General features: G+C 42.2%; 20 protein-coding genes. 6 read left to right on the plus strand and 14 right to left on the minus strand.

The window, feature by feature from the left end:
• The first annotated feature begins 1125 nt into the window (after positions 1 to 1125).
• Both OCV37_RS18815 and OCV37_RS18820 read left to right on the plus strand, forming a co-directional pair.
• On the plus strand, positions 1126 to 4365 hold the full coding sequence (locus OCV37_RS18815) for a non-reducing end alpha-L-arabinofuranosidase family hydrolase (protein ID WP_084717376.1): 3240 nt from the start codon (positions 1126 to 1128) through the stop codon (positions 4363 to 4365).
• 117 nt (positions 4366 to 4482) lie between these two features.
• Positions 4483 to 5631: a sialate O-acetylesterase gene (locus tag OCV37_RS18820; RefSeq protein WP_051680209.1), complete on the plus strand. Its 1149-nt coding sequence runs from the start codon at positions 4483 to 4485 to the stop codon at positions 5629 to 5631.
• A 454-nt stretch (positions 5632 to 6085) separates the two neighbouring features.
• Here OCV37_RS18820 and OCV37_RS18825 read toward each other — a convergent pair whose 3' ends face one another.
• A complete protein-coding gene (locus tag OCV37_RS18825; RefSeq protein ID WP_038177842.1) occupies positions 6086 to 6346 on the minus strand; it encodes a hypothetical protein in 261 nt (86 codons plus the stop codon).
• 569 nt (positions 6347 to 6915) lie between these two features.
• Positions 6916 to 7278 carry a hypothetical protein gene (locus OCV37_RS18830; protein ID WP_038177839.1) on the minus strand — a complete coding sequence of 121 codons (363 nt, stop codon included), beginning with the start codon at positions 7276 to 7278 and terminating at the stop codon, positions 6916 to 6918.
• 1052 nt (positions 7279 to 8330) lie between these two features.
• Here OCV37_RS18830 and OCV37_RS18835 point away from each other — a divergent pair.
• Entirely contained in the window at positions 8331 to 8528 is a 198-nt protein-coding gene (locus OCV37_RS18835) for a hypothetical protein (protein WP_038177838.1), read from the plus strand.
• Positions 8529 to 8603: 75 nt separating this feature from the next.
• Here the strand turns inward: OCV37_RS18835 and OCV37_RS18840 are convergent, their stop codons facing one another.
• Both OCV37_RS18840 and OCV37_RS18845 read right to left on the minus strand, forming a co-directional pair.
• Positions 8604 to 8975 carry a hypothetical protein gene (locus OCV37_RS18840; protein ID WP_038177837.1) on the minus strand — a complete coding sequence of 124 codons (372 nt, stop codon included), beginning with the start codon at positions 8973 to 8975 and terminating at the stop codon, positions 8604 to 8606.
• 549 nt (positions 8976 to 9524) lie between these two features.
• Positions 9525 to 9710 carry a hypothetical protein gene (locus OCV37_RS18845; protein ID WP_157634826.1) on the minus strand — a complete coding sequence of 62 codons (186 nt, stop codon included), beginning with the start codon at positions 9708 to 9710 and terminating at the stop codon, positions 9525 to 9527.
• A 351-nt stretch (positions 9711 to 10061) separates the two neighbouring features.
• On the opposite strand from OCV37_RS18845, the gene OCV37_RS18850 reads away from it, so the two are divergent.
• Positions 10062 to 10256 (plus strand): hypothetical protein, encoded by a 195-nt coding sequence (locus OCV37_RS18850; protein ID WP_038177834.1) that lies wholly within the window; start codon positions 10062 to 10064, stop codon positions 10254 to 10256.
• 217 nt (positions 10257 to 10473) lie between these two features.
• On the opposite strand, the gene OCV37_RS18855 is transcribed toward OCV37_RS18850, so the two are convergent.
• The 3 genes from OCV37_RS18855 to OCV37_RS18865 are packed head-to-tail and all read right to left on the minus strand — an operon-like array spanning position 10474 to position 14025.
• The gene (locus OCV37_RS18855) at positions 10474 to 10797 is read right to left on the minus strand and encodes a hypothetical protein (RefSeq protein ID WP_245609084.1); all 324 of its coding nucleotides are present in this window, start codon (positions 10795 to 10797) and stop codon (positions 10474 to 10476) included.
• A 56-nt stretch (positions 10798 to 10853) separates the two neighbouring features.
• On the minus strand, positions 10854 to 12059 hold the full coding sequence (locus OCV37_RS18860; protein WP_084717374.1) for a pesticin C-terminus-like muramidase: 1206 nt from the start codon (positions 12057 to 12059) through the stop codon (positions 10854 to 10856).
• Entirely contained in the window at positions 12052 to 14025 is a 1974-nt protein-coding gene (locus OCV37_RS18865; RefSeq protein WP_051680206.1) for a type VI secretion system Vgr family protein, read from the minus strand. Before OCV37_RS18865 ends, OCV37_RS18860 begins: the two co-directional genes overlap by 8 nt.
• Before the next feature lie 462 nt (positions 14026 to 14487).
• Here OCV37_RS18865 and acuI point away from each other — a divergent pair, with 462 nt between their 5' ends.
• Positions 14488 to 15468, plus strand: a complete 981-nt coding sequence (gene acuI / locus OCV37_RS18870; protein WP_038177832.1) for an acrylyl-CoA reductase (NADPH) — start codon at positions 14488 to 14490, stop codon at positions 15466 to 15468.
• A gap of 19 nt (positions 15469 to 15487) precedes the next feature.
• Here the strand turns inward: acuI and OCV37_RS18875 are convergent, their stop codons facing one another.
• Positions 15488 to 16444: a LysR family transcriptional regulator gene (locus OCV37_RS18875; protein WP_038177831.1), complete on the minus strand. Its 957-nt coding sequence runs from the start codon at positions 16442 to 16444 to the stop codon at positions 15488 to 15490.
• 461 nt (positions 16445 to 16905) lie between these two features.
• Positions 16906 to 17952, minus strand: coding sequence for a GMP reductase (locus OCV37_RS18880; RefSeq protein WP_038177830.1), 1047 nt, complete (start codon positions 17950 to 17952; stop codon positions 16906 to 16908).
• 506 nt (positions 17953 to 18458) lie between these two features.
• Between OCV37_RS18880 and OCV37_RS18885 the strand changes: the two genes are divergently transcribed.
• A complete protein-coding gene (locus OCV37_RS18885) occupies positions 18459 to 19028 on the plus strand; it encodes an outer membrane beta-barrel protein (RefSeq protein ID WP_038177829.1) in 570 nt (189 codons plus the stop codon).
• A gap of 91 nt (positions 19029 to 19119) precedes the next feature.
• On the opposite strand, the gene OCV37_RS18890 is transcribed toward OCV37_RS18885, so the two are convergent.
• From OCV37_RS18890 to OCV37_RS18910, 5 genes are all read right to left on the minus strand, one after another.
• Positions 19120 to 20595: a bifunctional ADP-dependent NAD(P)H-hydrate dehydratase/NAD(P)H-hydrate epimerase gene (locus OCV37_RS18890; RefSeq protein ID WP_038177827.1), complete on the minus strand. Its 1476-nt coding sequence runs from the start codon at positions 20593 to 20595 to the stop codon at positions 19120 to 19122.
• A 30-nt stretch (positions 20596 to 20625) separates the two neighbouring features.
• Positions 20626 to 21066, minus strand: coding sequence for a PAS domain-containing protein (locus OCV37_RS18895; protein ID WP_038177826.1), 441 nt, complete (start codon positions 21064 to 21066; stop codon positions 20626 to 20628).
• 2 nt (positions 21067 to 21068) lie between these two features.
• Positions 21069 to 22076, minus strand: a complete 1008-nt coding sequence (locus OCV37_RS18900) for a response regulator (protein WP_038177825.1) — start codon at positions 22074 to 22076, stop codon at positions 21069 to 21071.
• Between the two features lie 119 nt (positions 22077 to 22195).
• Positions 22196 to 22435 carry a hypothetical protein gene (locus OCV37_RS18905; RefSeq protein ID WP_038177824.1) on the minus strand — a complete coding sequence of 80 codons (240 nt, stop codon included), beginning with the start codon at positions 22433 to 22435 and terminating at the stop codon, positions 22196 to 22198.
• 186 nt (positions 22436 to 22621) lie between these two features.
• Positions 22622 to 22825: an alternative ribosome-rescue factor A gene (locus tag OCV37_RS18910; RefSeq protein ID WP_038177994.1), complete on the minus strand. Its 204-nt coding sequence runs from the start codon at positions 22823 to 22825 to the stop codon at positions 22622 to 22624.
• Positions 22826 to 23072 lie beyond the last annotated feature (247 nt).

Consider the following 23072-nt stretch of genomic DNA (forward strand, 5'->3'; position numbering starts at 1 on the left):
TCAAAACATCTCTCCTTACACTGGCTGATCGAAGTACCCACCCTCTCGCTCAACACAAACTAGCCGAATTGCATCTCAAAGCCAACTCCAAAAAGTGAACTGACTCGAAGAAGTTCATAGTTTTTCAATAGTTATGGCTATTATTCCAGCGGGGGATGTTCATGCCCCCGACCCAGAACCGGAAATATTCGGGGAGCAGGATGATCCCCTGTCCGTGACGCAACATCCTTATCGATTTGACTCGGAGTAAAAGTCACTCATATAAAAAATATGATGGGTGTTTATAAGATCGTTTTGAGTAATACTGAGTCATAAAAAGATATCATTTACTTATTTTGGAATAACCGACACGTTTAATAAAAAATGGTAAACAGATAATAAAAAATAGTAAACCAACAACCATCACAATATTATCCAAAAACCGAAATTAGAAATAAAAATCACAGTAGTGATATAACCATTAACAAAAACAAATATTTATAATGCTCATATCACATATATACGCCTCACTTGTTAATAATAATTTCAACTCATTGGGATGTATTTATATTCAGACTAAAACAATCAACAAACACATTTAATTTGTCTGTCATACAGCTATTTACCATCGTTTACGACAAATACACAGAGCAGCTCTTTCACTGCGGTACCAGAACAGCCAATATCAATTTAACCGTTTGAAATAAATAACAAAAAATTCATTTCCATGATGAACCCTGCTTTGAGAGATGGTGACAAAAAACTCAAGCTCAGGCACTACATACTCACTGAGTCTAAATTTTATTTAAGCTGAAAACAATTTTGTTAATTGTATTAATAGTGCACCTCAAAGTAGTGGTAAAGATCAAAAAATAATCAGGAAAATAATCTATACACAATTTCTTAACTTTGCACTTTCAAAGTTAAAGACTATGTTTTAGGTGAACATGAATACCTAAATTATATTTGACAACACAGTCAAAATAACCACTCTAAAATTATTCAATTACGTGACATATTTAACTGATGTTTATTATTTTTTCAATGATGATAACGAAGTGATTATCCTTATTTTAATTAGGTCTCTGAATTGAGAATCATCACAACATCTAACCAGACATTATTAATTTGTAAAAGGAATACACAATGAATATAAAATGTCTCTCTAAGAACATGTATGCCAAGGCGTCGGCAGCTATAGTTCTTGGAGTACTGGCAGGCAGTGTGACTGTACCTGAAGCTGCGCTTGCTGCGAACCCTATCGTATCACATGTATATACTGCTGATCCTGCTGCCCGTGTTTTTAATGGGCGGGTCTATGTCGTAACCACGCACGATCAGGATACCCAAACCGATTATAGCCAATTGCAAGATTACTATCTGTTTTCTTCCGACGACATGGTGAACTGGCAAGATCACGGCATTATTTGGAATTCTAAAACGAATACTAGCTGGGCCAATTTGGCTTACGCACCTGATTTTATCGAGCGTAATGGCAAATATTATTTATATTTCCCTGATGGTGGCGGTTCAATCGGTGTAGCCGTGGCTGATAAGCCAGAAGGTCCTTATGTTGACCCACTCGGTCACCCACTGGTGGATAGCAGTACACCAAATGGTAGTGTGCAGTGGATCTTTGATCCCGGCGTGTTTATTGATGACGATGGTCAAGCTTATTTGTATTTTGGTGGCGGCGGTCCGGGCAATGCCCGTGTGATCAAATTAAATGATGACATGATTAGCACCAGTGGTAGTGCCATCTCCATCGACGTTCCAAACTTCTTTGAAGCGCTTTACATGCATAAGCATAACGGCACTTATTACTTATCATATTCTTCCGACACCAGTTCGGGCATGAAAATTAATTATATGACCAGTAATAATCCGACCACAGGATTTACCTACCGGGGTACGATTTTACCCAATCCATGGGAAAATAACTCCAATAACAATCATGCTTCAATTGTTGACTATAAAGGTAAAAGTTACATCTTTTATCATAATCGGGCTGTGGCTAATGCACGTGGCGCGAGTACTTTTCAGCGTTCAGTCAATGTTGACCTTTTAGAGTACAACGCTGACGGTAGCATAAAACAAGTGAATGCCGGGCGCGCTGGCGCACCACAGCTTAAAACGGTTAATGCATTTAATATCAATCAGGCCGAAATGTTTGATGAAGAAAATGGCATCGAAACGGAGAACACGGCTGATGGTACCCTAAATATCATGATGGGAACCGGCGATTGGATAAAAGTATCTGGTGTTAATTTTGGCAATGGTGCTCAGGCGCTAAAACTACGTGCAGCAACAGAGACCGGCTCTAGTTTAGACATTATTCTGGACAATCTGAATAACGCGCCGGTGGCTACGATTGATATTGAAGACACAGGTGGCTGGCAAACGTGGCAAACTCAATCAACTGCATTAAACACCACGATAAGCGGTGTGCATGATGTGTATTTGCGCGCCAATGGATGGCATAACCTGAACTGGTATCAGTTTATCGGCAGTGGCGGAGATGCAGGCAGTAGTACCTTGTCCGTGGAATTAGAGTCTTTATCCGGACAAAACAACTTTAGCCCGTTGACGGTGAAATCAGATAGTGGCGCTTCTAACGGCAAATATATTGAATGGCCGAACAACGGCAGTCATCAAGTCTTAAGTAGTCCTTCCAATTCTGCCAGCGGGCAGGTGGCCATAAACTTCCATGTTTCTCAAACCACGAATGTCAGCTTTGAAATCAGAGCGTTATTGGCTAACGGCAACGATGATTCATTTTATTATCAGTTAGATTCGGCGGGTTGGGTCACGCAAAACAACACCCCGACAAATGGCTGGGGTAACCTGACGCTTCAGACGTTCAATAACGTTGCTGCCGGCGACCATACGCTGAGGATTTTACGACGCGAAGATGGCGCTAAGTTAGATAAAGTTACACTCAATGCTGCACAAGGTAACATTCGTTTAATTGCTGATAACAGTGGCGGTGATAGCGGTGATGACGGTGATTACCAAGTTCCCGGTGATAACTTTGCTGACAACGGCGGTGCAGAAGGCAGCTTAATGAATTGGTCGACAACGGCCGGCTCGATCAGTTTAAGCAATACCCAAAGTCACAGTGGTTCATCAAGTGTATTGATTACTGGGCGCACTGCAAAATGGCACGGTATTACCTTTAATGTCGGCTCTTTAGTGGATGGGAATCAATATGACGTGGCAGTTTGGGTTAAACTAGCCGCAGGCTCAGCTGATGTACCCATTACGTTAACAGCCAAACGCCAGGAAGACGGTGATAGCTCAACGTTCAATGAGTATGAACAGATTGCAACTGCTGTTGCATCGGCAAATCACTGGACGCTATTACACGGCTTTTATACACAAAGCGGTACACCGTTTGAGCACTTCATTATCGAATCTGACAATGAAACCGTAAGTTTTTATGCGGATGATTTTTCAATTGGAGGTGAAGCCGGCGGTGGCAATCAAACCTGTGGGCTGAAATCAAACTACAGCTGGACATCAACTGGTCCGTTAATTGCGCCTCAAAGATCGAATTGGGCATCAATTAAAGATCCAACGATTGTTAGATACAACAATAAGTATCACGTATTTGCGACGGTATTTGATACGGCCAGAAACACTTGGGGTGGCGTTTACTTAAACTTCAGTGACTGGAGACAAGCCGGTTCTGCAAATCAAGTAGATATGAGCACCACAAGAGCAGGCAATACAGTTGCACCGCAAGTATTCTATTTTGAACCAGAAAAAAGATGGTACATGATTTACCAATGGGGTGCTAAATATTCGACTAACACCGATATTAGTAATCCAGCAGGTTGGACATCGCCTAAACCGTTATTAAGAAATGGGTTAAGCAATGGTATCGATTATTGGGTGATCTGTGACAGTAACTATTGTCATTTATTCTTCTCTGGTGACGACGGTAAGTTGTATCGTTCAAAAGTCTCGATTGGTAACTTCCCGAACTTTTCCGGTTATGAAGTTGTGATGCAGGATAGCGTTGCGAAACTGTTTGAAGCCTCGAACGTTTATAAAGTGGAAGGCACTAATAAATATTTATTATTAGTAGAAGCATATTCGCCACGTTATTTCCGCTCTTGGACTTCGACAAGTTTAGATGGTCCTTGGACACCTTTAGCGGATACCAAATCAAATCCTTTCGCAGGCGCGGCAAATGTTTCTTTCCCAGGCGGAAAATGGACAGATGATATTAGCCACGGTGAGATGATACGTTCAGGATATGATCAAACCCTTACGATTAATGCATGTAATATGCAGTATTTGTATCAAGGGCAAAATCCAAATTCAGGTGTATCAGACTACAATCGCTTACCTTATCGACTTGGTTTAATCAGCGAAAAATAGTCATGCAGTCAGCTATCGCCACCCGATAACGGGTGGCGATATGAATAAAATCATAATGTGGAAGTGCATGTTTGACTGCCACATTAAACCTTACAACACCAAATTAAGGTGATGATCATGAAATATATAATAACGGCACTGGTTGCTTTGATGTCGATGTCAGCGATGGCAGATCCTGATCCAAACTTTCATATTTACTTAATGGTCGGGCAATCAAATATGGAAGGCGCTTCACCGGTTGAATCGCAAGACCGTATCACGAATCCCAGAGTCATGGTTTTACAAGACGAATCATGTGGGGGTATCGGATATTACGGTCAATGGCGTGTCGCATCACCGCCTTTAGTTCGTTGTTCCGGTGCTTTAGGCCCCGGCGATAATTTTGGCAAAGTCATGGCAAACAATTCTGATCCGAAGGTAACGATTGGTTTAGTCGGTGCTGCACATGGCGGTCAAAAAATAGAATATTTTCTAAAAAATTGTCGTGATTTTAACGCATGTACACCAACCTTTGGTTCAACACCCAATAATTTTAAGGGTGGCTATCAATGGCTAATCGATCTTGCACGCAGAGCGCAGCAGAGAGGTGTCATAAAAGGTATTATTTTCCATCAAGGTGAAAGTAATACGGGTGATCCGGCTTGGCCAGGACGTGTAAAACAATTAGTGACCGATATGCGTAACGACTTGGGTCTTGGTAATATTCCTTTCATTGCAGGTGAACTGCCTTATCCGGCCTGTTGTTCTAGCCATAATCGTTTAATCGCACAATTGCCATCACTGATTACCAACGCACATGTTGTCAGTGCAGCGGGTTTGAATATTCACGATCAATATCATTTTGATTCTGCAGGCGCACGTGAAATGGGTCGGCGCTATGCAACCAAAATGTTGCAATTGGTAGATACCGGTGCTGATGATGGCACGGGAAGTAACACCATCGTTGTTCGGTTAAGTGGCGTTGTTGGCGATGAGAGCGTTAACCTGCAAATAGGAGGAAACACTATCAAGCAGTGGACAGCGACAAATTATATGGCTGACTATACTGTCAATACGAATGCGACCGGTGAAATTCGTGTTGGCTTTACAAATGATGGCGGGAATCGTGATGTTCAGGTGGATTACATCATCGTCAATGGTGTGATCCGCCAAGCTGAAGATCAAGACGATAATACAGGCGCATGGGGCGATGGTAAGTGTGGCGGTGGTACATTCTCAGAATGGCTGCATTGCAATGGCTCGATAGGATTTGGGCCATTAAGATAAGCCCCCAGACAACGCAAACTCGCAATGTTCGGGCTCTATCGCCGCTACATAATTCTCCATCGAAAAACCTAGCTACAGGCGGGAATCGACACCGTGATTAACAACGGAGAACGCTGGGAGTTGGATTCAATCCTGTAATGGTTCACGGTGGTATAAGTGGGAGTGGTCACATGAGTGTGGACGATAACGGTCATGACTCAGCTTACACGGCCACATCCTAAACACCTCGGCTGTTCGTCAAAAGTTACCATGACGAACAGCCGCCTTATTGATGATCATCTATTTCGGGAGTTAGTCAGTACTTTTCTCAATCCCTCATCAGTTAACCTCTTCTGGATACTTTCTTTTTTACCTATATATTTTTTCTTCTTCAGAAAGGGAGGCTTCGAAAATGAATTGAATTTATCCCCCTCCACTTCACAACAATATTAAATATAGAAAATGGCATAAAAAATTAATCTGTATCACGCTTTTCTATATTCCTAATTTTTGTTACATGTTCATATTCTTCATCAGTAAAAAATCCGTGAGCCTCTATGCCACTCAATGTCTTTAATATTTTATCTAATAATTCATTAAACTCATCTGTACTTTTTATTTCTCCAATTTTGTCTAAAGTATATTCATAAACTTTTACACCTTGTGGCGAGTTTCTTGATACTGTTAACTCATTTAATTTTCTGAGATTATATTCTAATTCTTTAATTTTGAGCATAGAAAAACCTTATAGTAATCGAGTTGTTGTTTCTTCAACCGAATCAGTCATATCAATAAAACCTTGGAATCATATATTCTTGCTCACTTCATATGGATAGTCCTGTGATGTACGGCTAAACATTCGTATATCCAAGCTCTTTTATTATGATGACAGCATAAATATTGCATGAAAAATGTTCTCTAATAATTTAATAAATGAGCCCTTCTACGGCTCAGATTGAGTGCTAATGAGTCACAAAAAGGATATCATTTACTATTTTTTGAGTGACCTGTATATTTAATAAAAAATATGAAACAAGTGACCATAAACAACATCACCCAAAAAAACCGATTCCAGATATTCTATGTAGTATATAGTGTAAGTTTCACCAACATACTTCTGCCCGTCCAGTACAAACCGTTCATACAACGGATATAATTCTTTAGCAATTGTCATCAGATATAACAGGAATAACATTGATGATATGGCCATTGACAGTAATAAATTCTTTAGAATATTCATTTTAATTTTCACATAGTCACATTGAAAAATCAGGTAATATCCCATTGTAAAAAAACAATAAATGATTAATCACATTTTACATTGCAATATTCTAAATATTCATTGTTTTTAAGGTGGATATACTTACCATCAAATCCTATTATATCTGGTAAATGTAATTCATTCATCTTATGACCCTTATATAAAAACTCGCCACTAGCCAACACCATTTTTTCTCTATTAAATATCACCATCTTATACATAGGATGTTCAGATGATAATATTTTGAAACCATTGCTATCATCTGGTGCATGAATCCACAGGATACCACTCACAATTTCCTTTTCAAAAGAATTAGTATTATCAACTTTCACAACTGATAAGAAAAGCAATGAAAGACAGCCTATAAATGCTAATGAATATAATATTATATTCTTTAATAACCTCATCGAATTACCTCAAAAACACCTAACTTACCTTTACATATCGATTCTTTTCATTAACCACGTAAATAAATAAGGATGAGACAGTTATACAAAAAATAATAAGCAGTGTTCTATATGGATTGCTACCTCCCCAACTATAAATGAAATAAAATGATATGGAAGAATAAATAAACCATCGGCATGAGTTTTTAATAAAAGGAAACAATAGGAGATATGGAATAACTATATATAAGAAAGAAAATGTAACAAAAGACAATCCAACACCTCTAGACACAGAACTAAAGTAATACATATATACTTGAGAAATCATTTCATGAAACATGAAATAAATAACACAAGCTATCATTGATATAAATATTTTTTTAATTATTCTCATGGAAGTTTTTTCTTTCTGAACATATATACAAAGATTATCTTATCCGAAGATGTCTTCGAAGCAAACAAAACACCAGTCAACTACCCCTGCTATTTTTTATCATTAGCCTAATTATTTAAAGAAAAACGACACGTCCAGTTACAAAAGATCCGCCTGTTATGGCGCAGCGACAGACTTTCCATTGATGGCACCAAGGTGAGTAAAAGGTATGATGGTGAGCCTGAACCCTAACGTTGCCATAATAAATTGGGTTGTATTGTACGCTGAATAACCTTCATCCAATTCTCATCTGGCTGATTGTATACCCGTCTTAATCATCAATAGCGCTTCTCTTTTAGATTCCATCAGAAAAGTGAACTGACTCGAAGAACCTCATACTTTTTCCATACTTGCGTCTATTGTACCAGTGTCCGACGTTCATTAATCTAACCCTGTACCGGAAACATTCCGGGACGGGATTGGTCCCCCGTTTTAACCAGTCTAGGCGCATATTGGCGGTTCTCAGTGAACTGTTTTTATGCGACTATCAGTGCCGCCTGCAAATTATGGTGGACTGATTGGGCAGCCTCTGGGCTGGCCGTTTTCCTAGACACGGTAGGACCAAACCCGACTCAGTCCACCACCCAAAGATTGGTCCCTTTAGATGATGGAAAAATTTAACTCAGTCTAGGAGACAACTATGTTCGAAACCATCCACTATGATCCACAACTATCACAAAAAGCCCGTGAATATTTACGCCAACTGGAAGAAATTTTTCTGGCGGAACAGTGGGAAAGACGGCAGGAAATGTGTGAAGTTTTACTCTATCTCAATAACTTAATCACCACCCACTATTGTCAGTATCATGAAGACGGGGATGAACGTTATAAAACATGATTGATGTTTGTGATCAGCGAGCCGCTTTTACGGCTCGCATATATTGTAACTCTTAGATATAGAGAACTAGAAAATTTAGTCATTTGAATTTATCAACGTATTTATGACTTTTAAATGATCATTATTTTTCAAAAAGAATGCATTCCCATCAAAAGCTATGATACTAGTAACATCTAGCTTCTTAAAATTTTTACCTATATATTTAGATTTTGTATCAACATACACATCATCTAAATTATAATAAACTCGTATATTATATATTGGTGGTTCTGAACTAATAATTTTAAACCCAGTTCGTCCATCTAAACCATTATGCCAAAAAATCTCATCGATAATTTCTGCACGAGGCGTATCTTGTTCTACATCAATCACACTCACTGCATAAATAACAGTCCCTAACACGATGAATATAAAAACAAAAAATATATACTTAAATATCTTAATCATTCAAACACTTCCATGACTTTTATCATAAAAAATATTTTTAATTTGAAGTTCAGTCGATATAACAGCAAGAGTTCTTCAAAATGTGTCAATATATTACAGAATATTATTTTCTTAGCAAAATTAACATTACTAATAATAGTAACCCAGTAATCCATAAATTGATCAAAAAATTAAGTATTTTGTAAAATTTATAGTCATCACCATAAATTTTTTTGATACTACAATGCCAATTATGAATTTCTGATGCGGGTATTTTCCATGTAAATCGGAGCATTAAGTACGAAAACCATGTATGACCCGCAGAACTCGCAAAGATCCAAGATATGTTACTATTCATGAGTAACCTTGCTCTTTCCTTAAATTTATCTGGTGCACTATTTGATATCCTATCGATAAAATCATACTTTTCCTTTCTTAATTTTACAGATAAATAAGCATTCATAATTAACCAAGAAAACATTCCAATAAGAAATATTATAAGTGTAAACTTTGCAAGGTAATCAATCAAAAAATAATTCCTCCACTGAATGTCCAATATAATCTGAAGCCTCATTTTTTACTGACATTCAGATAGCTGTTAATTCGCTCAGCTTGTACATTTTTAATATAACCGGGTTTACCAATCTCAGAGAGAACGCCTTTCATTTGTTGTTGGAAACGTCGAGCCTCTTTCCGCCACTCTTTATAAGCAGGGTGAGAATATAGAGCCTGACCAGATAATCCTATAGATAGCACGTCTCTTTTAGATTCCATCAGAAAAGTGAACTGACTCGAAGAACTTCATACTTTTTCCATACTTGCGTCTATTGTACCAGTGCCCGACCTTCATTAATCTAACCCTGTACCGGAAACACACCGGGACGGGATTGGTCCCCCGTTGTTAAATACTTGGATAGATAAATACGGTTCTAACCGAGCTGTTTTTATGCGATTATCAGTGCGCCTAAATCACGGTGGGCTGAATCGGGCAGCTTCGGCTGGCCGTCATCCAAGTAGCGGTAGGACCAAACCCGGCTCAGTCCACCACCCAAAGATTGGTCCCTTTCCGTGGTGGAATAACATCATCTATTTTTACTTGGAGTTTATATGTTCGAAACCATCCACTATGATCCACAACTATCACAAAAATCCCGTGAATATTTACGCCAGCTGGAAGAAATTTTTCTGGCGGAACAGTGGGAAAGACGACAGGAAATGTGTGAAGTTTTACTCTATCTCAATAACTTAATCACCACCCACTATTGTCAGTATCATGAAGACGGGGATGAAAGTCTTTTATAAAAACTGATCGTATAAAAAACATGATTGGTGTTTGTGATCAGCGAGCCGCATTTGCGGCTCGATTTGAACATGATTTATTGGCTCTTGAGCAATTTGCATTAACAATAAAACATGAGTAATTTCATATTTCATTACCGTTTATCGGATTACATGTAACCACTGGCGTTTACACAGAATCTTTACAGTCTCAATAAAATCCAGAAGAACACTTTATCATCTATTTAGCAAAGTTTTCACAGACATCAGTTCTCATAGCTATTGCAACATAATCATTCCCATACTTCCTCAAAATTAAAGGAAATTGAGTGTTGTAACTACCTTGCTTTGCTTTATCAACAAAACAAGCATAAAATCCCATTTTATTTTTCTTCAATACAGTAATTGAGTATGTCCAACTATCATCATCTATTGTTATATTATTATCATTTACTTTTGCTTTTGATAGTTCAAAATCAGAAAAATGTTTCTCATTACCAACTCTCATAGGCATTAATGAACTATTGAAAGAAGTGACATCTAAATGATTATAAATATCTTTCATAGGATAAGACCAACAAGAATAACTAACCATAAATAGTAAAAATGATATGATACATTTCATATTAACCCCTTAATTTTATTTGCTTCTTTGTGTCGTCTTGTTTTATAACTATCTTTGAAATCCATAAGATTATCATACATGGATTTCCAATCTTGAGTTATAGCTTGATTCCAAAAACCTTTTGCTCTTGTTGACAAATTACCATATTGATAAGAAACAGATGCAATAACAGTTTGAGCTTCTTTTGGTAAACAACCAAATTTTATTTTACTTACTGAATTATTATATGCCTTTACAACTTTATCTGTTTCTGTTTTTTTAACTTTTTCTTCCAAAGAAGACAACTCATCATCAGTTATAGATAATGGATGTTTTTTTAAGTAATCTTGAGCTGTTTTCTTTTTCTTTCCTAAATATGGAGTAAACTTCGTAACTAAATTATCTGAAAGGCCAAGAGATTTTAGATCTGCTAATGAACGAGCCCCAAGATCAAATCCAGAACCAATAGTAACGCCACTCTTACTATTTTCTGGATCCGGAACATAACCATTTTTCTTACTACCTTCAAGTTGTTTGATGAAATCAAAATCAATATTTACTTCACACTTATCTGGATTATGAGTCCACGATTCTTTCAATGACTCATCTAATGCCAGTATTGTATTCTGATCCACAATTCCATTAGCTGATTCTAGTTTGTATGATAAATGTACTTTATGACTAGGAACATAAACGTGCTGAAAGTGCTCCAATGAACCTTTTGTTTTCTTTCCAAAATCACCATCAGCACCGGCAGCACCTAAATCAAACCCAATCTGAATCAAAGCCTTCTGAATTAATTTAACTTCCTCATTTTTTTTAATCCCTTTCTTATATCCTTTGCTTCTTTTAACTGCGAGCTTATTCAATACCTTAGAATCTTTAAACAGATCAGACTTTAGGATCATTGGGATAACTTCAACTGTTGTCCTTTCGTTTTTTTGAAAAACTTTGTCATTATCTACATCAATTGAAGCCATTAGCTTATAAATATCTTTAACAGAAACTTTATTCTGTTTAGCTAAATCTTCCACTTTTACTTTAGTAGAGACTTTCTTGTCCTTAATTTTTAAATTTTTCGGGATTTCTTTTCCTAAAAGCTTTCCATTTTTATCTTGTAACTGAAAGCTTGCCATAACCGATGTATTGTTGTCTAAGTTGATATTTTCTTTAAAAGTATATTCTTTATTCGTCAATATTTCTTTTAGTGCAATACTACTCATCGTAAAACCCCTGATTTGTTCTGTGACCTTCAGCCAAAGGCAATTCTGCCATCTCCCCCGCAAACCCACTGCCACTCCCGGCACTACCACCGGAGTTCAGGTTCACCCCGGCACCGCTGAGGGAGACGCCTGACGGGTCAACTTTGACGAAGCTGCCACCGGCTTTGAGGGTGATTTCATTCCCGGCTTCGATGATGACTTGCTCACCGGCTTTGATGTGGATTTCTGTACCCGCTTCATTGACCCACACTTTGCCTGCTTTGACATGCAACTCGCCTTCAATCATCAGCGTCTGGCTTTTGGCGATTTTGGTGCGCGCTTCACCGCTGACCGTGTGATGGTCATTGACCTTGATATGGCTGTAGCGGTCATTATCGATGGTGGTACTTTGGTTATGTTTGATATGCGTGGTTGCATCGTTTTCAACCAGCATGTCGGTATCTTTTTGCGCGTGCAGATAGATTTTCTCACTGCCCGACTGGTCTTCAAAACTCAGCTCGTTGTAACCGTCACCTTGGTGAGTCTCGGTGCGGATCACCGTCTTGGTTTTGTGCTCCGGCAGCGTATATGGCGTGACGTTATTGGCATTGTATGTTCGCCCGGTGATAATCGGTTGATCCGGGTCGCCATTAAGGAAATGCACCACCACTTCATGCCCGATGCGCGGAATAGCCATCATGCCGTACTGCGCACCAGCCCAACCTTGTGTGACACGCAACCAGCAAGAGCTTTGCTCATTTGAGCTGCCGTATCTGTCCCAAGGGAACTGTACTTTCACCCGGCCATGCTCATCACAGTAGATCTCTTCCCCTTCGGGGCCGACCACCGTCCCCATCGTCGGGAACTTGAGGATCGGTTTACTGCGCGGTGTCATCTGCCACACTTGATCACCGAGAATGGCAGCAAACTGGTTGGCGTATGTAGTGGCACCGCTGCCTCCGGATTCTTCCAGTGCCTGCGGCTGGCTGCCCTGATGGGCGACCTGAATCAGCAGATAATTGCGATTCATCTCACTGTCGAAGTGCTCCATCAAATCAAACCGCTGACCGGCCTGAAGCTGTGCGTCGTTACTTTTACCGCTGAAAGTATGTGCTTGTCGGCGCAGCGCTTCAAGACGGATCTGCGTAAATGCCTGACCCGTGGTGTCGTCTTTAAACCGCCCCGGGTGGTCAAAATGTTCATAGTCACCGCGCTGGTAACTCATATCCGAAGCGGTGGCCGAGTGCGTAATATTGTAAGACGGCTTTTTAAAACTGTAATCGCTCAGCTGCACATCACTGACTTGTGTCTGTTTGTGCTCGGTCAAAGTTGAGACGTAGGGTTGCTCAAACACGCCACCGGACAAGGCATTGTACGGCACTGGCATGGCAAGACGGCCGAACCCTTCGGGATTGTCGGTGATGACTAAAACATGCTTGTCTTGCAGATGCTCAAAGCGGTACATCAGCCCTTCTTCAGCCGCCAGACGGTGGAAGAATTCTAAATCGGTTTCACGGTACTGAACGCAATATTCACGTTTGGCGCACTCACGCCATACCGAAAATGCATAATCATTGATATTCATTTCCTGAAACAGCACCGAGAGAATTTCCGGCACGTCCAGTTGCTGGAAGATCCGGCTGTTATGGCGCAGCGACAGTCTTTCCAGTGACGGCACCAAGGTAAGTGAGTAAAAGGTATGATGGTGACCGGTATCGCCCCGGCTGAAGTTACGGACAATGCCGTGCACTTTTTGCACGACCTCATGATCGCGCAGCACTTCAAGCAGTGCGGTGCTATCGACCATTTGCTCGAAACTCAGGTCGCTGTTGCGACTGGCGATATCGATGGTATAGCGATAGCCATTAACCGGCTCGCCTTGATCATCGACTGAATCTGAGATGGACTCGATCCCCTGATAGTCACGGACCACCAATGTTTCGTCATTGACACCATCGATGGTGAGCCTGAACCCTAACGTTGCCATGTAAACATCCTTTATATTGCTTTCTTTATGATTGTTGGAACATGGTGACTGGTATTATCAATTCAGCCTTTCCTGATTCACCACGCTACCGCAGTCAGATGATTTATATGAAATAAAAATGGATCTGCAAGTCGGACCATTATATGCAACTTGCAGGGCAGGATTCACGCATTATCAAGTCAGTTTGATTTTGGGAAGGCTGTTTTTTGAATGAAGATAACATTTTTGCGTTCAATTTGATGGCATGAGAACCGATACGTTTATCGAACAACAGCAGTATATAGATGATAGCAAGCACAATTGATATCTGATTATCATCAAATAAAGAACAGGAATGAGGCCAATCCCGACAAGGGCTATGACAGTTACACATAGATACAATGCTAAAGTTTCATTTAAATCATACCGGGATAAGCACTAGACTGTCGTTAGTTTGCAATCACCCAATTCGTGGAGAACTTTATGTTTAATGCTTTAATCCTTAATCAGGAAGATAAAAAAACATTCGCAACGATAGAACAGATTGATGAATCACAACTTCCCGAAGGGGACGTATTAGTCGCTGTCGATTACTCATCGTTGAACTATAAAGATGGTCTGGCGATCACAGGAAAAGGAAAAATCATCCGTAATTTCCCGATGGTGCCCGGCATCGATTTAGCAGGGCAAGTTCTCCATTCAGATGACCCTCGCTATCAGGCAGGTGATTCTGTTGTATTAACCGGTTGGGGCGTCGGAGAAAACCACTGGGGCGGCATGGCGCAAAAAGCAAGTCTAAAAGCCGATTGGCTTGTCCCTCTGCCACAAGGTCTCACACCCAAACAAGCAATGATCGTCGGTACCGCTGGCTTTACCGCAATGCTTTGTGTTCAGGCATTGCTCGACGCAGACATAAAACCCGAAGACGGCAGTATTTTGGTAACCGGCGCAAGTGGCGGTGTGGGTTCTGTTGCGGTGACGCTGTTGTCGCAACTGGGCTACAAAGTGGCAGCAGTCACTGGCCGGGTTGAACAAAATGGGCCCTTACTGGAAAAGTTAGGCGCAAGCCAAATCATTGATCGTTGTGAATTTGAAGAACCGTCCCGCCCGTTAGAAAAACAAATCTGGGCCGGTGCGGTTGATACCGTCGGTAGTAAAGTGCTCGCCAAAGTTCTCTCACAAATGGATTATGATAGTGCTGTCGCGGCTTGTGGCCTTGCGGGTGGATTTGACCTGCCAACCACGGTGATGCCGTTTATTTTGCGCAATGTCCGTTTGCAGGGAATTGACTCCGTTAACTGTCCACAAGACAGACGGATTGCCGCATGGAAAAAAATTGCTGAATTATTACCGGCCAGTTATTTTGAGCAAGCCTGTACTGAAATTACGTTAGATGAAGCGCCTCAATATGCTGAGGATATCACCAATGGTCAGACGACTGGCCGTGTCGTGATCAAGCTTTAATATGCCAATGGCGTAAGGCTCATTCAGGCTTTACGTCATCTAACCCCATATCTTCGACCCGCTTGGCGATTAGCTTGCCACATTCTTCTTTCACGATACTTCTCAACCACTCTTGTGCGGGTGAATGTTCGCAGCGAGGATGCCAGATCATTGAATAATCAAACGGCGTAAAATGAAATGGTAACGGCTTTACGGTCAGCTCATAACGGTCAGAGACTAAGTAGGCTAAATCGGCAGGTACAGTAATAATTAACGGCATCATATCGACGATGGCTAATGCCGCTTCTAAATGATACGCCCGCAAAACCATCCGCCGTTTAGGTTTATCTGCCAAAGCTTGTTCAATCAGAGATTTAACGCCATCGCTAATCGCAATCATGGCATGCGGGAAGCACAAATAATCGTCCAGACACATGGGTTGATTGGCTAAAGGATGCTGCTTCGACAATAAACACAGCACCCCGACTCGCCCTAATGTTTGATGCTGTAGCGGCTCAAGAGAGTGAGTCGGACGACAAATTGCTAAATCTGCTCTGCCATATGTGAGCTGCTCTTTCAAATGCTCATGTTGTAATGGCAAAAACTCAAACGCAACGTTAGGCGCTTCCTGATAAATACGAGGCAAAGCAAAGGGTAAAATGGTTTGCATGGCATAATCAGTCGTTGCAATGGTGAATGTCTGATCACAGGACTTGGGGTCAAAATCGATTGGCGATAAGAGCTGACGGAGAGACTCAAGCGGTTCACCCAAAGCCCGATTGACTGACAATGCTTTTTCAGTCGGGATAAGATGCTGCCCTTGGCGAGTAAATAGCGGATCCGCTAATAAACTGCGTAGACGTCCCAACACCCGGCTCATTGCTGATTGGCTCAGGTTTAAACGCTCAGCGGCTCTGCTGACACTGCGCTCTTCAACTAAAATTCGCAGCGCCACTAACAGATTTAAATCCCGACGGTAAATCTCTTCTACTTCCATATCCAGTCTTAAGTGATCGAACAAGATTGACAGTGTAACCAATAAATGACGAAAAATATTTTTTAGAACCGAAGAAAGCCTTCATTTATAACTGCTACGGGTTTGGATGGGAGGCCAACAGGCTGAAAACTCTGATTATGAGTGCATTGCTCAAGGATTGTTTAGTCGAGCGGTAATAAACGTGGCAAATCGGCTTTAAGCCATTGATTTACGGCATGACTGGTGCTGAGTTGTAATTGCATAAAAATAAGCCTTAACCTGTGAGCGAAACGAAGACCTCTGCAAAAGCCTCTGAGATTTAAATGAGCTTTGAAATCAATATCGGCAGTGATTTCAAACTCAAAAGACTGATTCCGTCATTTAGACGGAATCAGTCTTTCAGTTAATCAGTCGTACAATGGACGCTGTCTTGAAGTCATTTCAACACAATATTGATTGACTACTCAATCAACAAGCCGGTTTCACGACTCCTTGCCAAACACGTTATTCTCTTGTTCCCGAACGCGGATAAATGTGGTGCGCTTGGTGAGTTCTTTCAGATTGGCGGCACCGACGTAGGTACAGGTGGAGCGCACGCCACCGAGAATATCCTGAATGGTATCTTCAACACTGCCCCGGTAAGGGAGTAACACGGTTTTGCCTTCTGCGGCGCGATACTGTGCAACGCCTCCGGCATATTTGTCCATCGCACTTTTCGAGGACATGCCGTAAAATTTTACATAACTTTCCCCGTCTTTGACGACAAGGTCGCCACCGGATTCTTTGTGTCCGGCCAGCATGCCGCCGAGCATCACGAAATCAGCACCGCCACCGAATGCTTTTGACACATCTCCCGGGCAGGTACAGCCACCATCACCGATAATCTGACCACCTAAACCATGAGCAGCATCCGCACATTCAATAATGGCCGATAATTGCGGATAACCGACACCGGTTTTGACCCGGGTGGTACAGACTGAACCGGGGCCGATACCGACTTTGACAATATCTGCACCGGCCAGAATCAGTTCTTCGGTCATATCACCGGTCACGACATTTCCGGCGACAATGACTTTGTCCGGTAAGGCACTGCGAACCCGTTCCACAAACTCGACCAAATGCTCCGAATAGCCGTTGGCAATATCGATACAAACAAACATCAAGTCGTCACTTAAAGCGAGCGTCGCCTGCATTTTGGTGAAATCGGCATCCGATGTCCCGGTGGAAACCATGACATGTTTGAGTGTCTCGGCATCTGCGGCCTGCACGAACGTTTGCCACTCCTGTAGCGAGTAGTGTTTGTGAATCGCAGTAAGCACATCATATTTCGCCAACGCTTCGGCCATGCCGAAACTGCCGACAGAGTCCATATTAGCAGCAATGACAGGGACACCGGCCCATTGACGCCCACTATGCTTGAAGGTAAACTCACGGGTTAAATTAACTTGGGAACGACTTTTCAGGGTAGAACGTTTCGGCCGAAACAATACATCTTTAAAGCCCAATTTTAATTCTTGTTCGATACGCATTTATCTTTTCCTTAATTGATTCAACTTGTGTCTCAATTTCGCAGTGCGATGATTCTGACGTTGGCAGACATCAGTCTCTTTCATGATCGGACACAAAAAAACCGGAGCGTTGGCAGACGCTCCGGTTTTCAACATTATAGGTATCACTTTATTTCCTGCAAGACTGATATTGTGCTTTTTTTTATGCTACCATCCGGTAGATTGCATACCTGAAAAACAGTCGGTATCATTTCAAATTTACATTGATAATCAATTGTTTAATTCTGTTTTAACAGAGATCCTTCACCGACGATTCCTATTGCTATCAAGCCATTACATCATTGACATTGACTTTTGTGCGCCCAGTGTAAAAAACATACGAAATCCCGCCATCAACGCAGCATATCGCATTCGAATTTGCTATAGTTAGAAAACGCTGGCAGGTTTTCCCCTCTTTGACTTTCTCATAACCGCCTCACAAAAATAAATACCAATAAAATCACCTCAGAGATCGCATGGAGTGCAGGATGGAATCGACCATTTCTCTGACCATTGCAGTGTTGCTTCTACTCAGTATGATACCGGTTCAGGCTGTTGCGGGACCGGATGTGAACTATTTTTATCAAAGTGCCGGCATCACAAAAGCCAAGCACTCAGGTGCGGAAGATGCATGGGTCACTCAATACGGCTATAACTATAATCTGACGCCAACCATCGGCTTTGATTTAGGTTATGCCAAAAATTCAGATCATCTGGATCAAATGGCCTCGCTGTCGTCACAGTTTCCTCATCAACCGACCTTGTACTATCAGGAAGTTTTTGGCGGTGCCGTCATTCAACACACCGTATTCAATGTTGCTTGGGTATACGCGAAAGGCGGGTTGAGTTATACAAGGGCAGGCAATGATCCGGCCATTCAGACATCACTCCCTGATCTGGAATCTAAAAACATTGCCCCTTATTTTACGCTCGGAGCGACGATTCCCTCAGGGATCACCTCAGGGTTAGAACTGAATTTTGAGATTTCTTATCAGGAACAGGAACAAGATGCTGTCACAAGCCCGGTTTTCCTGCTGGGAACTCACTACCGCTTCTGACGTGATCGTCATTGAGGTGAACAGATATAACCAGATGACGATGGTTTTCGATAAGATAAAGTTGATATTTTAGTGCGCCGGATATGATTATTCAGTGGTTCACTAACTGACGTAAATGAGGGAGTAAATCACTGGCCAATAACCCCCGTTCACCGTACGACTCTGAGTTTTGATCCGCAGCCATACTGTGAATAAGAACGCCCAATTGCGTCGCTTCGACCAACGGCAACCCCTGTGCGATGAGTGACGTGATCACCCCCGTCAGAACATCACCCATTCCGGCACTCGCCATTCCCGGATTTCCTGCCATGCAGACCGAGATCTGCTCACCGTCATACACCAAAGTACCGGCACCTTTCAGAACGACGACACCACCATACTGGCGATGGAGTGCCTGCACACTGGCATATCGATCGGCTTCAATCTCTTCAACCGAAACCTGCAACAATTGTGCAGCTTCTGCCGGATGTGGCGTAATCACCCGTAGTGGATCTTGATTCGGTTGCTGCATCAAAAAGTACAGACCATCGGCGTCAACAACTTTCGGTTTTGCAATGCTCTGAACCGCCTGATAAATGGCAAAAGCGGTTTCATCTCGCCCCAGCCCCGGCCCGACAGCCAATACATCACACCAGTGTAGTCGCCGTTCAATTGCCTGAGATTTATCCCAACACGCACTCATGACCTCCGGAGCGCTCACCAATAACGGCGTCACATTATGCGGATGACATAACACGGCTGTCATCCCCGTTCCACATCTGGCTGCCGCCATTGCAGACAGAATAATCGCACCGCCCATACCATCATTACCCCCGATGAGTAATGCTTTACCATGTGTACCTTTATGCGATGTGGCGAAGCGTTTGGGCAACATTTGTCCCGGCATTTTGGTGTGGATCGCCATAACGGTCGGGTGATTTTGTTGATCGAAAGCGTCTTCCACGCCTAAACCGGCAAAATGAAGTTCTCCGACATACTCACGCGCCTTTCCGGTGACCAACCCTTGTTTCAAACCTATGAAACTGACCGTGTGTTGCGCAATGATCGCACCACCAAGGACACTACCGGTATCCCCACACAGACCGGAGGGAATATCTACGGCAATCACCGGTTTCATACTTTGATTGAGCGTTTCAATTAATGAGAGCATTCCCGGCCGGACCGGACCGCTCAGCCCGGTGCCGAGTAAAGCATCAATCACTACATCGACACTATCTGGCACTCGCTCTTGAGGTTCTGAGACATTTCCCCCATGATTTTGCCAATGCTCGTAGGCCATGCGGGCATCGCCGGTCAGCGTCTCGGGATCACCGACTTGCCAGACCGTCACATACAATCCAATCGACTTTGCCAAACTCGCGACAATATAACCGTCACCACCATTGTTGCCGCCACCACAACAAATCAACCAGTGCTCAGAGCTGGGATATTGTGCCATCCCAATCGCAAAAACTGCCTGTCCGGCACGTTCCATCAGGCTGTACATCTCCAGTCCTTTGGCACTGGCTGCTTTCTGTTCACCAATACGGACCTGTTGGGTCGAATAAAAAACATTCGTCATCGTCATGGGAGAATCTTTCTCTTTTGAGTGGAGAATCTAACACTCACATCGCCGGGCTATCAGTGCTTCTGCAGTTGCATCCTGAATGGATAGAAAAACCGAATTCACTGCACCAGTTGGCGTTCTCATTGGATTAAGCGTCACATTCTGATACATAAACTCGCACTGTTGCGTCACAGGACGAACATTGCGGCATTTAAATAAATAAGGCCGTTGTTGCCAAGTAATAAAACTACGACAACCAAGATGGTAAACTGGTTTCGTTTTTAGTTTGAACCAATCCGGCGGAATTTCAGGAAATACCTCAAACAACGAATGACCAATCACTTCGTGCGGCTGTTTGCCACTATGATGGGTCATAAAACCATTCCAAACCTGAATCTGATAATCTTTATCAATGACGATCAGTCCGAGATCAACGTTTTGAACCATATCCACCATCCAGTGGAACTGTTCAAATTCAGCAGGCAGACTCATGACTAAAACTCCTCCTCCATCAGGTAGGCTAGTTTGTTGTCCAGAAGCGGTAGAGACTCATCGACAAACATAAAGAGCAGATCACAACGAATGGCCGTGCCTTCAATGTTATAACTCACCTCAAAGGTCATCGTTTTCTGGAACGACCCCGCCGTCGAGCGGATCACGGATTCAATCGGAATATGTTGCCCGAGTAATACGGGGGAACTTTGGAAAAAACGGATTTCTGCCTGTTCACCAAGCCCGTTCAGGAAAGAGCCGACCAGAATGTTGGACACATCCATCAGGAGCTCGAGCTCTTCCAGATCATCACTTTCAGCCGGAATATTCATCAATCGTTTTAGTTCAGAAACACTGGAATCACTTAAAAGCACCAATGCTTCACCGGCAATCCCTTCTCCGCTGAATCCCTGACAAACCCCGGAAACCTGATCATTATCGACCAAATCCCGTAATGCCATATGCAGTTCACTGACTTCAAAAATATTGACATTCGGCAGGGGCAATTCGACAAACACATCAAAATAACGCGCCAGCGCATCAGCGGCTCGTCCGATTGACACATTCGCGACTTCCATATAGATATCGCGCCGTTTCAGGATCGGATATTCAATTCGACTCGGTGTCACAACCGTCGGTTGCGTTGGCGGTTTCACTAACTCACTCAGCACTTTTTTCAGCACATTCGCTGCAATCGGCTTTTGGATAAAGGCTTTCGCGCCCAAACCCATCACACGTTCTTGTGCTTTAGGCTGAATGTCACCGGAAACAACAATAACCGGTGTTGGGTCAGCCGTCTTTTGCATCGCCTCTAAAGTACCAAAACCATCCAGTTCCGGCATCGTCAGATCTAAAAACATCAACTGAAACGATTGCTGTTTGAGCTGCTCCAACGCATCTAAGCCGTGAACCGCAAAATGCACATCGGCATTCAGGAAGGCTGGTAATGCTCTCGCAATCTGCTTTCTTGCTAATGCAGAGTCATCACATATTAATACTGAAAACGCCATAATCGGCCTTACCTTTTTTCTTTCATCATTCAAGTGTATACGGGAATTCAACATCTACCGACGCAAAGCAATAAAGAATGAACCAATCTTCATGCGTTTTGTGACATGACGGGCACGACTTACATGGACGGCCATAATGTCAGCGTAACAATCCGGAGGAGTACTGCTAGCACAACCAATACCACGCCAAAACGATAACGACGGTATTCTTCAATCGTCATTGGAATCCGTTTAAAGAACATTGTAGCAACGCCACGCCAATCCTGACTTCTTTTACCGTAACGAATCATACTCATCACAATCAGAATGATTCCCAGTGTCAGCAGTGATTTTTCCAGCCAAAAGAGTGTAACGACCATGGTGACCCCTTGTCGGATATGGAAGGTAGCGAATACGAAGTACGACAGAAACACGGGCAACATTTGATGTTCTTCACACGACTGCCCTTTTCTCAACTATAGCCTATTGAAATATAGTCTATTGAAAGAATTCACCATACAAACTGTGTATCAACAGCGATGAAGAAACCCTATTCGAAAGCAACCTTACGCAGCTTTTGAATAGGGCTCCCGCACCTGATGTTTTGCTTTACGCTGAAAGCTTCCCTTCCCTTTTTTCGGTTTTTCGACTCGCATCTTAAACATCGGGCTGGTCACCAGTGCTTTCAGTGCATTATCGGTAATCGTGCCGCGCTGAATCTCAACATCATCAGACGGGTCGACATGCTTATTTCTCTTTTCTCTTTTCATTTGAAACATATCTCTTATAGTGGTGAATAAAAAAGCAACGTATTGTGAGTCATTGTATTGACATGTCAATTTGTTAAAAGTAAAAAAATGTTTTTTATGACGTCATTAAAAATAATGATGTAACAATGAAAATAAAATCTCAGTAAAATCTAAAACGATCAAAAATATCAGGCACATTGACGTTTAACTGTAATATTTGATTGACAACCCCCACGATTACTCTACACTCACATAAGGCTAGGAAGCA

It is taken from the genome of Vibrio rhizosphaerae (genome assembly GCF_024347095.1).
Lineage (GTDB): Bacteria > Pseudomonadota > Gammaproteobacteria > Enterobacterales > Vibrionaceae > Vibrio > Vibrio rhizosphaerae.